Origin of the sequence: Rhodococcus sp. APC 3903 (genome assembly GCF_030407755.1) — a bacterium.
Taxonomy (GTDB): Bacteria; Actinomycetota; Actinomycetes; order Mycobacteriales; family Mycobacteriaceae; genus Rhodococcus_F; species Rhodococcus_F erythropolis.
The window spans coordinates 358,600-371,812 of the sequence record NZ_JASDCV010000001.1; the positions used below are offsets into that span (position 1 = coordinate 358,600).

Sequence of the window (13,213 nt, forward strand, 5' to 3'; positions counted from 1 at the left end):
GCGCTGTGGGAGGACAACCTATCCCGGTGCTGACGGTGCTCGGCATCGTTGCGGCGGCCGTGGCAACCGTGGCTATCGGAATCTACGGCGTTCGGCTCGCTCGTACCACCTCGGACTTTCTCGTCGCGTCCAGAACCGTCAGCGCGCGGTGGAATGCGACGGCCATCTCCGGTGAGTACCTCTCCGCTGCTTCGTTTCTCGGCGTGGCCGGGCTGGTCGCGAAATACGGCGCCGACGCCCTCTGGTATCCCATCGGATTCACCGCCGGATACCTCGCCCTGCTGCTGTTCGTCGCAGCACCGCTTCGGCGTTCCGGTGCATATACCGTCCCCGATTTCGCCGAATTCCGTCTCGGCTCACCGCGATTGCGCAAGCTCGCAATGCTCGTCGTCGCGATGGTGTGCATCCTGTATCTGATTCCACAGTTCCAAGGCGCGGGACTGACGCTCAACATTCTGCTCGGGGTTCCCAGCTGGATCGGCGGCGTTGCGGTCGGGGTCATCGTCATCGCCAACGTCGTCGGCGGCGGGATGCGCTCGATCACCTTCGTTCAGGCCTTCCAGTACTGGCTGAAACTGACTGCCGTCGCGATTCCCGCTGTGGCACTGACCTTCTACTTCTTCGGCGATCATCACGACGTCGGCGCGTCGATGCCGCCGACGGTCACCACTGCGACGACCGTCGACATCACCACCGACGTCGTCGTCCAGGTATCGGAGCCGGTGACGGTCAGCGGCGGCACAGTCGACGGGCGAGTGGTCGAAGGAACCGTGACACTGGGCCCGGGGGAGCACACCCTCGGTGAAGGCATGTCCATGGTTCTCGACGCGGGAGCCGCGGTTCCCGTCGTCGCCGGAGCGCCCGCGCAGAACTCGGATTGGATCACCCCGGGTTGGGGTTTCGGTGGGCCGCACCCGATGTATCAGGTGTACTCGCTGATGCTCGCGACCTTCCTCGGAACGCTCGGTCTGCCTCACGTTCTCGTCCGGTTCTACACCAACCCCGACGGCCGGGCCGCTCGTCTGACCTCGCTTGCAGTTGTCGGTCTGGTCAGTGTGTTCTACCTGTTTCCGACACTCCTCGGCGTCTTCGCTCGCCTGTACGTTCCGCAACTTCTGATCACCGGCACCTCCGACGCCGCGGTGTTGCTGCTGCCGGGCTCGGTGTTCTCGGGGTGGGGCGGACAACTGCTGGCAGCCCTCGTGGCGTCCGGTGCCATTGCCGCCTTCTTGTCGACGTCGTCCGGATTGCTCGTCAGCATCGCGGGCGTCGTCAGTACCGATGTTCTCCGCGGACGAGTTCGAGACTTCCGTATTGCAGCGCTCCTGGCCGGGCTCGTTCCGCTCGTGCTGTCGCTGGCGGTGGTGTCGGTCGACCTCTCGAGAACCGTCGGGTTGGTGTTCGCGGTCGCCGCGTCGACGCTCTGCCCACTGCTGGTGTTGGGTATCTGGTGGCGCGGTCTGACTGCCGTCGGCGCGGGGGCGGGGATGGTTGTCGGTGGATGTGTTGCGGGCACCGCCGCCACTGTCGCCGTCCTGGGTGGTTTGTCGGAGGACGTCCTCGGTGGCTGGCCGGCAGCCATTTTCGCGTTCCCGGCCGCGGTGAGCGTGCCGCTGGCGTTCCTCACGATGATCGTCGTGAGCAAGGTGTCGTCGAAGCAGATACCGGCAGATATTGCGCGAATCTTCACGCGGATGCACGCCCCGGAACGGCTCGGAATGGGCTCCGATCGCGAAGACGATCTCCGCCAACCCTGACTTTCACCGCCCGAACCCTCTGCCGTTGGTCGCGCCTGCCTGACCGTTCGGCGCAGCGCGCGACTGCTCACCGTGTGACTGGCGCCACAGCATCTTCATGTGACTCCGATCTCACTAACGTCTGTGCGTAGTTCACTTCACACGCGAGGCGAGGAGCCGGCAGTGTCCACAGCAGAAATCAGTGAGGGGTCGCCGCAAGAGCGACGTACCCCGGATGCCCAGGCATTCATAGACATGCAAGCGAGTCCCGAATTCCAGGAACTCCGAACGCGTCTGCGCAAGTTCGTTTTCCCCATCACTGCATTCTTCCTGCTCTGGTATGCGGTGTACGTCGTCCTGGCTACCTATGCCCACGACTTCATGGCCACCAAGGTCCTCGGCAACATCAATCTCGGCATCATCCTCGGCCTCGGGCAGTTCGTCACGACCTTCGCCATCACCGCGTGGTACGTGAAGTTCGCCGGTCGTGAGCTCGATCCCCGCTCCGCCGCCATCCGTGAAGAACTGGAAGGTCCCGCACAGTGATCACCACACTCGCCGCGTCCGGAACGGACGTAGGAAACCCCGCCTTCAACATCGCGATCTTCCTCGCGTTTGTCGTCGTGACCATGACGCTGGTCATCCGCGCCAGCCGGACCACCAAGAAGGCGTCCGACTTCTACACCGGCGGTGGGCAGTTCACCGGCCCGCAGAACGGGTTCGCCATCGCCGGCGACTACCTCTCGGCGGCATCGTTCCTCGGTATCGCAGGTGCGATCGCCGTGTACGGCTACGATGGCTTCCTGTACTCCATCGGATTTCTTGTCGCCTGGTTGGTTGCATTGCTCCTGGTCGCCGAATTGCTCAGGAACACCGGCAGATTCACGATGGCCGACGTCCTGAGCTTCAGGCTCAAGCAGCGTCCGGTGCGCATGGCGGCAGCCCTGTCCACCCTGGCCGTTTCCCTCTTCTACCTTCTTGCCCAGATGGCCGGCGCCGGTGGACTTGTCGCCCTGCTGCTCAACATCGACGGCAAGGTGGGACAGTCGATCGTCGTCGCGATCGTGGGTGTGCTGATGATCGTGTACGTCTTGGTCGGCGGCATGAAGGGCACCACCTACGTACAGATGGTCAAGGCAGTTCTGCTGGTTGCCGGAGCCGGAATCATGTTCGTACTCGTTCTGTGGGCAGTGCGCGGCAACTTCTCTCAGTTGCTCGCCAATGCGCAGGACATGGTCAACAGTTCCACCACCAAGGGTGTGCAGGGACGAGACATCCTCGGACCCGGTGCCAAGTACGGTCTTTCCGGAATGACGAAGCTCGACTTCATCTCTCTCGGAATCGCTTTGGTGCTCGGCACTGCGGGCCTGCCGCACGTGCTGATGCGCTTCTACACGGTGCCCACTGCCAAGGAAGCTCGCCGCTCGGTGACCTGGGCGATCGCGCTGATCGGTGCCTTCTACCTCTTCACATTGGTTCTCGGCTACGGCGCGGCCAGCATGGTCGGACCGGACAAGATCTTGGCAGCGCCAGGTAAGGAGAACGCGGCCGCTCCGTTGCTCGCCTTCGAGCTCGGTGGCACCATCTTCCTCGGCATCATCTCCGCGGTGGCGTTCGCGACCATCCTCGCCGTCGTTGCCGGTCTCGCGATCACTGCTTCGGCGTCGTTCGCTCACGACATCTACGCCAGTGTCATCAAGCGCGGCAACGCAACCGAGGAGCAGCAGGTTCGAGTTTCTCGAATCACCGTCGTGGTCATCGGACTCGTCTCCATCGTTCTCGGCATCATGGCGATGGGGCAGAACATCGCCTTCCTGGTGGCCCTCGCCTTCGCAGTGGCGGCCTCGGCGAACCTGCCCACCCTGCTGTACTCGCTGTTCTGGAAGAAGTTCAACACCACCGGTGCGCTCTTCAGCATCTACGGCGGTTTGGTCAGCTGCTTGACGCTGATCGTGTTCTCCCCGGCAGTGTCGGGCAAGCCGTCGTCGATGTTCCCGAACTCCGACTTCGCCTGGTTCCCGCTCTCGAACCCCGGCATCGTCTCGATCCCGCTGGCATTCGTCCTCGGCATCGTCGGTACGTACATCGGACGCAACAAGATCGAAGATCCGGCAAAGCAGGCGGAGATGGAAGTTCGCTCCCTCACCGGCGTCGGCGTCGAAAAGGCTGTCAGCCACTAAGAGGGGCAAAGCCCCGTGCGTCTTTCTGGTACCTCTGGTTACGGAAAAGGCGCACGGGGCTTATTGTTCTGCCATGGCAAAGCTCACAGTGAAAATCGACGTTCCGCTTCCTCCTCAAGAAGTGTGGGACAAGGCCTCCGATCTCAGCGGCTACGAAAACTGGCTCGTGGTTCACGACGGATGGCGCAGTGAACTTCCCGAGCAATTGGGTGTCGGCACCGAGATCAGCTCGGTCGTGACGGTGAAAGGCCTGCGCAACCGCGTTCGGTGGACCATCAAGAAGTACGACGTCCCGAAGGCGATCTCGCTCAAGGGAGACGGCAAGGGCGGGGTCAAGCTCGGTCTCGAACTCGATGTGAAGGCAAAGGGCGACGGATCGGAACTCGCGCTGACAGTCGAGTTGGGCGGCGCGCCGTTGTTCGGCCCGATCGGTTCGAGTGTGGCGCGGGCGCTCAAAGGCGATGTGGAGAAGTCGCTGGCCCAGTTTGTCCAGATCTACACCTAGTTTGTAGAGATTTCCACATGGAGCTACTTCACCGCTAACATGAGTTAGGATTCTTTTCGGCGGGATAAACCGGGCATCAGTTGGTTATTGATTCGGGTCCCGCCGGAAAGGATTCGATCAATGTAGTCTCGTCATGGGTACGGCGCACCACCTGCGTCCATGCCTCGATCCGTGCAGGTTCTGATCGGACTCTTGGCGGTAGTTACAGTCGGTGGAACCGCAGCATTTGCCGTGACGTTCAAAAGCGTCAGCGACAAGGGAGAACTCGGTGCGGGCGCCGCTGCAGCTGCGACGGCAACGAACTGTGACAACCCGGAAACCGTGACCGTGGCGGCCGATCCGTCGATCGCCTCGGGACTCGAAGCTGTCGCCGCTGCCATCCCCGCCGCGGATCTCGGATGCAGCTCGCTCAGCGTGACGCCGCAAGATCCCGTGCTCACCGTCGCGGCGATCGCCGACGGTACGGCGCCCGCACTGTGGATCCCTGATTCGAGCGAATGGCTGGACAAGGTTTCGGCAAGCGGGCAGGAGATTCGCCGGATCAGCAACTCGGTCGCCTCCACCCCGGTTGTCGCCGTCTCGGCGCCGGGTACCGAGGCACCCGGCGCATGGACGGATGTCCTCGGCGCTCCATCGCTGCACATCGGCGATCCCCTGACCAGTGCCGTCTCCAGCGCGCCGATCGTGGCGGCCTTTGCCGAGACCCAGTCGCGGGGCGGGGACCTCACATCCATCTCGGCAGCCCTGGTCCCGGTGGCACAAGCGCAGTACGGAAATCTGAAGGAAACCGGTTCGACCGGGCGCATCCAAACCGTGGACGCGTCCGGCGGAACCGCGGTGACTACCGAGCAGACCTTCGAGGCTTATCTCGCCGCACATGCGGACAGTCGACTCACCGCGTCGGTACCGTCGTCCGGTTCGGTCTTCATGGACTACCCGATGGCAAGTGTGGGTGCAGACTCGTCGGCGGCGGACGACGCCGGCAAACTGCTGGCGGCAGCGCTGGCATCGGACACCGGGCGTTCCGTACTTGCCGGCCTCGGGTTCCGCGGCGCGGATCAGGCTCCACCGGTAGCCGGTGGAGTGGGAAAGGTTGGCTCGCTGGTGCCGTCCGATCCGTCTGTGGTCACCAAAGCGCTTGCGCGATACGAGATTTTGTCCAGGCCTTCCCGCGCGCTGGCAGTTGTCGACGTCTCGGGGTCTATGGACTACATGCAGGACGGGGTCACTCGAATGGCCGCGACGGCGCAGGCCGGTGACATCGCGATCCGAATGTTCCCTGCCAACGCACAATTGGGTCTCTGGGCGTTCTCCGTAGACCTCGGTGACGGGACGGACTACCGCGAACTCGAACCTGTCGCCCGTATGGATGCAACTGAAGGTGACACGGATCATCGGAGCAAACTGCTGTCTCGGATCGACAACCTCTCTTCGATCGTGGGCGGCGGAACAGGCTTGTACGACAGCGTTCTCGCCGCGTATCGGTCCATGCAACAGTCCTACGATCCGGCCTCGATCAATTCGGTGATTCTGCTTACCGACGGTGCCAACGACGATCCGTCGGGCATCGCCCTGCAGGAACTTCTCGACACCCTGACTCGCGAGCAGGACCCGACGCGGCCGGTACCGATCATCACCATCGGTGTCACCGACGACGCCGATACCGATGTGCTCGAGCAGATTTCGACTCTCACCGGCGGTAACAGTCACTTCGCTCCGACACCGGCAGACATCCCGAAGGTCTTCGTCGGCGCGATCAGTGGGCGCGCCGGCTGAACTACTCGAGAACGGGTGCGTCGGCGCTGTCGGTAATCCATTCGGTTGCGAGCTTCTCGAGGGTTCCATCGGCGTAGAGCGCATCGACTGCCGCGGAGACGCACTCGGTCAGCGGACTGTTCTTCTCGAGCACCAAACCGAAGAATTCGGTGACAGCGTTGGGCCGCGGAAACTGACCCACGATGACCGACCCGGGCAGTTCGTTCTCGGTGATGTGGAATCCGGTCGGGATGTCGACGACCAATGCGTCGATCTCGCCCGCGGCCAGCGCAGCTTTCGCGTCGTCCGTGGTCGCGAACTCGCGTGGCGCAGTGGTCGGAACAATCGTGTCGGTGATCGCCGCGAGGCTGGTGGAACCGGTCTGAGCGCCCAAACGGTAGCCGGCCAGATCCGCAAGATTCTTTGCACCGGCGGCCTTGCTTCCGCGTGAGGCGATCACCGACTGCGCCACTGCGTAATACGGCGAGCTGAAGTCGACGTTCGCGCGGCGATCCCCGGAAATCGTGAACTGATTGACGTCGAAGTCGAAATCCTTGGGGCCTGGTTTCAATGCGTCGTTGAAGGCGACAGTAGTGAAGCGAACCTGGTCGGTGTTGTACCCGAGCTTGTCGACGACCGCCCGGGCCACCGCACCCTCGAGGCCTTTGCCGTTCGACGGATCGTTGTCGACGAACCACGGCGCGTACGCCGGTGAGTCGGTGGCGATGGTCAGGACACCGTCTTCGAGGGTGGTCCCGCTCTGGGGTCCGCACTTGTCCACTGCGGTCGTCGAGGGAAGTTTGGTGAACGCCTCGGGAACCGTGGTGGTGGTATCTGCTGCCGCAGGTGCCTCCGGCTGCGACGAACACGAGCCCAACAAGATCGAGGAAGCGAAGATCGCGGTCACGGCAACTGCGCGTCGTGTCATAGGCACTAGGCCATCTTGCCTGTTTGTCCGGTCTGGACGTGACGGGGGTCTCGTGTGAGCGGAGTTCACGCAGCTGAGCGTCGCAGTGCAAGGCGCTCCGACGGTGTCGTCCCACCCCAGACTCCGTGCGGTTCAGCGGTCTCGAGTGCAAAGGTCAGGCAGTCCCGAATGACCGGGCAGCGGAAGCACACCTGCTTCGCGGAACTCTCCCGTGCAGCCCGATTGCGTCCACGCTCTTCACCCGGCGAATAGAACACCGCCGGGTCCACTGTTTTACAGGTGGCGAACATCCGCCAGTTGTTGTCCACCAACGGCTCCACGGAACTGCGAACTGTCATCGTGGTCTCCTCTCCCATCGAGAATCCAGTCTTGCCCGTGGCCTGGCACAGCGGCAGGTTTCCGATCCATCAGATTTCTACTGCCAGACGCAGCGCTATCCAGCACAATGAGGAGATGGCAACGACGGATCGGGGTCAGATCACTCTCGACGGCACAACCGTGTCCGTGACCAATCTGGGCAAGATTCTCTACCCCGAGAGCGGCACCACGAAGGCCGAAGTCATCGACTACTACACCCGTATCGCCGCAGTCATGCTTCCGCATGTCGTCGGTAGACCTGGTACTCGTAAGCGTTGGCCCAACGGTGTGGACGGTCAGTCCTTCTTCGAGAAGAACCTGGCGTCGTCTGCCCCGCAGTGGCTCACGCGTGCGTCGCTGCAACATTCTGATCGCGTCGTCACTTACCCGATTTTCGATTCCGTTGCATCCCTGGCGTGGCTGGGGCAACAGGCGGCACTCGAATTACACGTTCCCCAATGGCGATTCGACGGTTCCGAGCGTGGTCTGGCGACACGACTGGTATTCGATCTCGACCCGGGTGAGGGCGTCGGATTGTCCGAGTGCGCCGAGGTGGCGAGGTCGATTCGAGATCTGGTCGCAACTCTGGGGTGGACGGCCTATCCGGTAACCAGTGGTAGCAAGGGAATCCACCTCTACGTTCCACTGGATCGAGCCTTGGACGGCAGTGGTGCGTCGACTGTCGCCAAGCAGATCGCCACCGGGCTCGAGAAGCTTCACCCGGATCTCGTCACCGCGACGATGGCGCGAAATGTCCGGGCAGGCAAGATCTTCGTTGACTGGAGTCAGAACAACGCAGCCAAGACCACCATTGCGCCGTATTCGATGCGCGGTCGCGATCAACCCTATGTTGCCGCGCCGCGCAGTTGGGACGAACTCGACGATCCGAAACTGCGCCACCTGCTGTTCGACGAGGTTCTGGAGCGCGTCGAATCCGACGGTGATCTGCTGGGCGATCTGGATCCGCCGGTCTCGGCGGCTGTAGCCGATACGTTGGCGCACTATCGCAACAAGAGGTCGGCCGACCGGACTCCGGAGCCGATCCCTGCTGCAGTGGACAAGGAGACAGCGGGCAATACCTTTGTGATTCAAGAACATCACGCCAGACGATTGCATTACGACGTTCGTCTCGAGCGGGATGGTGTGCTTGTGTCCTGGGCAGTCCCGAAGGGTGTGCCGACCGGTGCCGGAGAAAATCGGTTGGCCGTGCACACCGAGGATCATCCGCTCGAATACGCCACGTTCTCGGGCACGATTCCGAAGGGGGAGTACGGCGGCGGTTCGATGACGATCTGGGATTCCGGGACATACGAGACCGAGAAGTGGCGTGAAGACGAGGTGATCGTGCGCTTGAGTGGGGAGCGGGTGCAGGGACGCTTCGCGCTGATCCGGACAAAGGGTGATCAGTGGTTGATGCATCTGATGAAGGATCAGAATGCGAGTTTCGGAACGGAGTTTCCCAAGAATCTCGAGCCGATGCTTGCCACCGCTGGAACGCTCGAAGGTCTCGACCCGCAGGAGTGGGCCTTCGAAGGAAAGTGGGACGGGATTCGAGTGATTCTCGAATATCATTCGGGCACAATGTCGCTTCGCAGTCGCGCGGGTAACGACAAGACCCGGGACTATCCTGCCCTTGCCGGTTTGGCCGAGGTGCTGGACGGTCATGACGTGGTTCTCGACGGTGAGGTGGTGGCGTACAACGACGCGGGAGTTACAGATTTCGGCCTCCTCCAGCGAGGTGGGGAACCGGTGTTCCTGGCCTTCGATCTTCTGTACCTCGACGGAGTGTCTTTGCTGCGGAAGTCCTATTCGGATCGCCGCACCGTGTTGAATGCGTTGGCGGGCAAGGTCGGTGAGCTCGAGGTACCACCGCAGATCGAGGGCACGGCGGAGAACGCCTTGGAGGTGAGTACCGATGCCGGGTGGGAAGGGATTGTCGCCAAACGTCGTGCATCGGTCTACCTTCCAGGGCGGCGGGGGTCGAGTTGGATCAAGGTGAAGAACTGGCGCACCCAAGAGGTGGTGATCGGTGGGTGGCGCACCGGGCAGGGCAATCGAGCGCAGGGGATCGGGGCGCTGCTCATGGGAATTCCGGGTGAGGACGGATTGACCTACGTGGGGCGCGTCGGTACCGGATTCAGCGATCGTGATTTGGAGTCACTGCTTGCGGTGCTGAAACCGTTGCGTCAGAAGGAAAGTCCGTTCGAGGAGGAACTTCCAGCAGATGACCGCAAGGGTGCGGTGTGGGTGCGGCCTGAACTCGTCGGTGAGGCGCGGTTCATGGATTGGACGGCGACCGGACGCCTTCGCCACCCGAGTTGGCGGGGTCTGCGGGAGGACAAGAAGCCGGGCGATGTCACAGGGCGAGAATAGGTTGCGTCGACGACGGCCCGGCTAGGTCTGATCCAGCATCGTGAGATAGGCATCGAGCTGAGCCGCGCCGGCGAGAAGGTTGCGACTGCGTGTGGCCAGCCGGTCTTGCCAGGATTCGAGGAACGCTGCCAATGAGTCCGCTCCGCCGGCCTCGCGCAGCGAATCGAGAAACTGGGCGACTTGCGACAGTCGGTAGCCGCCGCGCCGCAGCTGCCGCGCGATCTCGGCGTCGCGCACACACTCCGGACCGTATTCGCGATAACCCGTTGCTCGTTCGCGCTCGGGGTGCAGGATGCCGTGCTCTTCCCACGAGCGCAGTGTCGCCGGGTGAACGCCGAGACGGCGCGCGAGCTCACCCACCGTCAGCGCTGGACCGTGGACCAGTGCCGGTGCCATGGTGGACAGAGTCCCCAGCGCTGCGGCTACCTCGGTGCGAGTTCCTCGCTCGGCGAGCAGTGCCACGTGTGCACTGTCGATCAGGCGGTAGGCGGACTCGGTGTCGCCCTGGTTGGTCGCACGCATGATTTCCGTGGCCCGCTGGTGCCCGTGACCGCCGCGCAATGCGAGGAAAGTGCGCAGGGCCTGCGCGTGCACTGGGGTGTATCGCCGGTAGCCGGAGTTGCTGCGCTCGGTCGGAGGAAGGACGCCGGCGTCGTCGTAATTGCGGATCGCCTGTGCGGACAACCCGTGTTCACGGGCAAGGTCGATGGGCCGCACTGATCACCTCCGATTGAGGCTTTTCACGGTATACCCCAGGTAATTGTTGTAAAAGTTTCACTCGAATCTTCAACGATACTGTCTAAGGCAGTCCACCTTCGAAAGGGATGATCATGTCCACTGCCCCAGCGCTGAGTGAGTTCGGCCGCCAACTCGAAGACGCGGCAAGTCTTGGTCGTGCCGTCGACGAACTGCTCGCAGCGCGAACCGAGGTGCCGGCTCTGCTCGCTCTCGGCGAGCCGACTCATGGGATCAAGGCTTTTCCGTTGCTGCGCAACGAACTTCTCAGCCAACTGGTCGAACGAGGATATCGGTCGATCGTGCTCGAAACAGATGTCTTTGCGGCATTGCTTGTCGACGGCTACGTGAACGGGGGAGAGGCGGACATCGAGAAGGTGCTCGCCACAGGCTTCAGCCACGGATTCGGTGCGGTACCGGGTAACCGCGAACTCGTCGAATGGCTACGCGAGTACAACGACGGCCGCGCTCCGGCTGACCGAGTTCGCTTCTACGGCTTCGACGCTCCGGTGGAGTACTCCGGTGCACCGAGCCCGCGCCGCGCACTGTCTGCGGCAGGTGACTTCCTGCCCGCCGCGTTGCGGCCACAATCTCTCGACGACGCCGACCTCTTACTGGGGCAGGACGCCGACTGGACCAACCCGGCGGCGATGTTCGATCCGGCTGCGTCCGTCGGCAATTCCGATCATGCTCGCGCCCTGCGCATCATTGCGGACGACCTCGGCAGCGTCCTTCGGCGCGCCGCACCAGTGCTGCGACCCGCCGACCCGGCCGGGTACGACCTGGCCCTTGCACATTCACGCACCGCTCTGGGGCTCTTGCGGTATCACTCCGCGATGGCGAGTTCCGCTCCTGATCGCATTGGAACACTGCTCAGTCTGCGTGCCGAGATGATGGCCGAGAACCTGCTGGCGGTCATCGCCCAGGAGCAGCGACGCGGGCCTAGCCTGCTGTTCGCACACAATGCCCATCTCTTGCGAATGCCGTCCGACATGCCGGTCAACGGCAACGTGGTCAGTTGGGGGAGCGCCGGCTCACTTGTCGGACTTGTCCTCGGGGAGCGTTACGTATTTTTGGCAACCGACGCCAACCCCGACAGTGATCCGGGCACGCTTCAGGGAGCGTTGGCCGATGCGACCGGTCGGCGTGCCCTGTTCTCGACTCCGGCCCTGCGAGCCGCGCTCGGCCCGTCGATCACCGCGGGAGAAGCGATCCTGCCAGGGCATCTGCCGCTGAAACCTTCGGAGTTGGACGGCGCCGACGCGGTCATCTTCGTCGCGGATACCGACGGGCAGCGTCATCAGTACTGGTAACAGCGTCAGGGGCAGAGCGCGTGCGAGAGTATCGCGACGGTGTCCGGCTGGTCCTTCGGCGTCGACGTCAGCGTCACGGTGAACGCACGATCCGGCGTCGCACCGGACAGCGTGTAGTACCCGTAGATCCCGCCACTGTGGCCGGTATAGGTGACGCCGCAGGGAAGTTCGGTGGCGCCGACGCCCATCCCGTACCCGAGCCCCTCGGCTTCGGTGGCGCCGACCTGAGGGGTGGTCATCTCGGCAAGCTGCTCGGCCGGCACCACCTGCCCGTCGAGTAGCGCACGCCAGAAGGCGTTCAGGTCTGTGCCCGTCGAGACCATCGCTCCGGCAGACCAGGGGATCGACGGTTCCGTGCGGGAAACATCGGTCAGGCCACCATCGAGATCCTGATAGCCCGTCAGGTGATCGCCCCTGATGTCGCGCTCACCGGCCGCCGGGAGGTACGTGTCTTCCAGGTCCAGCGGGTCGAGTATCCGAGACTGAAGTTCGTCGGCGTAGCTGCGGCCGGTCACCGATTCGACGAGCATTCCGAGAACGATGTAGTTGGTGTTGGTGTAGACGAACGACGTTCCGGGGACGAATTGCGCCGGTTTGCCGAGGGCGATGGCGACCGCGGCGGACGGCGTCAGCGTTCGGTCCTCGTTTGCGGCAATCCATTCGTCGGCGCCGGGTTCTCCGGCGAACTCGGGTAGGCCGCTGCGATGTTGCAACAGTTGCCGCACGGTGATTGCGCTACCGTCTGTGCCACTGCCGTCCATGTCACCGCCGTCCATGTCACTGCCGTGCAGTAGGCCCGGGAGGTACTGCTCGATCGGTGCGTCGAGGTCGACCTTGCCTTCGGCCACCAGCTGTAGGACGAGTGAAGCGGTGAATGTCTTTGTCACACTTCCGATCCGGACCCGATCATTCTTGCCGATCGAATCGCCGTTGGTCCGATTGGGTACGCCGCTGGTCATGACAGCCGTCGTGGTGCCGTCGTCGAGTGTTGCGATCGACCCGACGACACCCGACCTGGTGAGTCCGTCGAGATCCGATTGAATCTCCACTGCGCGCTGGAGCGTCGAGCAACCGATCAGCGCCGTGGTGGCTCCGATGATGACCGCGGCGACAAGGAGGTATGAGCGCATGATTTCGAATCTAGGGATCCGCCGGCTCCGACGGATCCAGGAAATCCCCGATCATTCCCTGATCTTTGCCAGGCCGGGACGTAAGGCCTGTTTGTCGAAAACCGACAAATGGGATCAATGATTCCTGTCCGAACACCACGTCTACGCCGTTAACATCCGAACGAAGTGTTTGTTTTCACGTGTCTTACCAGTTCACGGCTA

The 13,213-nt window shown here is 62.9% G+C and carries 11 protein-coding genes; 7 read left to right on the forward strand and 4 right to left on the reverse strand.

The window, feature by feature from the left end; genetic code table 11:
• Positions 1-5: 5 nt before the first annotated feature.
• The 5 genes from QMA15_RS01770 (at position 6) to QMA15_RS01790 (ending at position 6,197) form a co-directional block, all read left to right on the forward strand.
• Positions 6-1,757: a cation acetate symporter gene (locus tag QMA15_RS01770; protein WP_019744836.1), complete on the forward strand. Its 1,752-nt coding sequence runs from the start codon at positions 6-8 to the stop codon at positions 1,755-1,757.
• 162 nt (positions 1,758-1,919) lie between these two features.
• The gene (locus tag QMA15_RS01775; RefSeq protein WP_003939976.1) at positions 1,920-2,282 is read left to right on the forward strand and encodes a DUF485 domain-containing protein; all 363 of its coding nucleotides are present in this window, start codon (positions 1,920-1,922) and stop codon (positions 2,280-2,282) included.
• Positions 2,279-3,916 carry a cation acetate symporter gene (locus tag QMA15_RS01780; protein ID WP_003939876.1) on the forward strand — a complete coding sequence of 546 codons (1,638 nt, stop codon included), beginning with the start codon at positions 2,279-2,281 and terminating at the stop codon, positions 3,914-3,916. The genes QMA15_RS01775 and QMA15_RS01780 overlap by 4 nt, the downstream gene beginning before the upstream one ends.
• A 73-nt stretch (positions 3,917-3,989) precedes the next feature.
• The gene (locus tag QMA15_RS01785; RefSeq protein ID WP_003939735.1) at positions 3,990-4,421 is read left to right on the forward strand and encodes an SRPBCC family protein; all 432 of its coding nucleotides are present in this window, start codon (positions 3,990-3,992) and stop codon (positions 4,419-4,421) included.
• A 159-nt stretch (positions 4,422-4,580) separates the two neighbouring features.
• Positions 4,581-6,197 carry a substrate-binding domain-containing protein gene (locus tag QMA15_RS01790; RefSeq protein ID WP_290283594.1) on the forward strand — a complete coding sequence of 539 codons (1,617 nt, stop codon included), beginning with the start codon at positions 4,581-4,583 and terminating at the stop codon, positions 6,195-6,197.
• 1 nt (position 6,198) lies between these two features.
• On the opposite strand, the gene QMA15_RS01795 is transcribed toward QMA15_RS01790, so the two are convergent.
• Both QMA15_RS01795 and QMA15_RS01800 read right to left on the reverse strand, forming a co-directional pair.
• A complete protein-coding gene (locus tag QMA15_RS01795) occupies positions 6,199-7,104 on the reverse strand; it encodes a transporter substrate-binding domain-containing protein (RefSeq protein WP_020970424.1) in 906 nt (301 codons plus the stop codon).
• Between the two features lie 65 nt (positions 7,105-7,169).
• Positions 7,170-7,442, reverse strand: a complete 273-nt coding sequence (locus tag QMA15_RS01800) for a WhiB family transcriptional regulator (protein WP_019744832.1) — start codon at positions 7,440-7,442, stop codon at positions 7,170-7,172.
• Between the two features lie 115 nt (positions 7,443-7,557).
• On the opposite strand from QMA15_RS01800, the gene QMA15_RS01805 reads away from it, so the two are divergent.
• On the forward strand, positions 7,558-9,834 hold the full coding sequence (locus tag QMA15_RS01805) for an ATP-dependent DNA ligase (RefSeq protein WP_290283595.1): 2,277 nt from the start codon (positions 7,558-7,560) through the stop codon (positions 9,832-9,834).
• Between the two features lie 21 nt (positions 9,835-9,855).
• Here QMA15_RS01805 and QMA15_RS01810 read toward each other — a convergent pair whose 3' ends face one another.
• A complete protein-coding gene (locus QMA15_RS01810; RefSeq protein WP_290283596.1) occupies positions 9,856-10,551 on the reverse strand; it encodes a MerR family transcriptional regulator in 696 nt (231 codons plus the stop codon).
• A 107-nt stretch (positions 10,552-10,658) separates the two neighbouring features.
• On the opposite strand from QMA15_RS01810, the gene QMA15_RS01815 reads away from it, so the two are divergent.
• Complete coding sequence (locus QMA15_RS01815) at positions 10,659-11,882, forward strand: erythromycin esterase family protein (RefSeq protein ID WP_264613187.1); 1,224 nt, start codon at positions 10,659-10,661, stop codon at positions 11,880-11,882.
• 5 nt (positions 11,883-11,887) lie between these two features.
• On the opposite strand, the gene QMA15_RS01820 is transcribed toward QMA15_RS01815, so the two are convergent.
• Positions 11,888-13,012 carry a serine hydrolase domain-containing protein gene (locus QMA15_RS01820; protein ID WP_279219097.1) on the reverse strand — a complete coding sequence of 375 codons (1,125 nt, stop codon included), beginning with the start codon at positions 13,010-13,012 and terminating at the stop codon, positions 11,888-11,890.
• Positions 13,013-13,213: the final 201 nt, after the last annotated feature.

Coding starts and splice junctions, on each gene's coding strand:
- QMA15_RS01785 (WP_003939735.1), top strand. CDS start 3,990: ATGGCAAAGCTCACAGTGAAAATCGACGTTCCGCTTCCTCCTCAAGAA.
- QMA15_RS01790 (WP_290283594.1), top strand. CDS start 4,581: ATGCCTCGATCCGTGCAGGTTCTGATCGGACTCTTGGCGGTAGTTACA.
- QMA15_RS01795 (WP_020970424.1), bottom strand. CDS start 7,104: ATGACACGACGCGCAGTTGCCGTGACCGCGATCTTCGCTTCCTCGATC.
- QMA15_RS01800 (WP_019744832.1), bottom strand. CDS start 7,442: ATGACAGTTCGCAGTTCCGTGGAGCCGTTGGTGGACAACAACTGGCGG.
- QMA15_RS01805 (WP_290283595.1), top strand. CDS start 7,558: ATGGCAACGACGGATCGGGGTCAGATCACTCTCGACGGCACAACCGTG.
- QMA15_RS01815 (WP_264613187.1), top strand. CDS start 10,659: ATGATCATGTCCACTGCCCCAGCGCTGAGTGAGTTCGGCCGCCAACTC.
- QMA15_RS01820 (WP_279219097.1), bottom strand. CDS start 13,012: ATGCGCTCATACCTCCTTGTCGCCGCGGTCATCATCGGAGCCACCACG.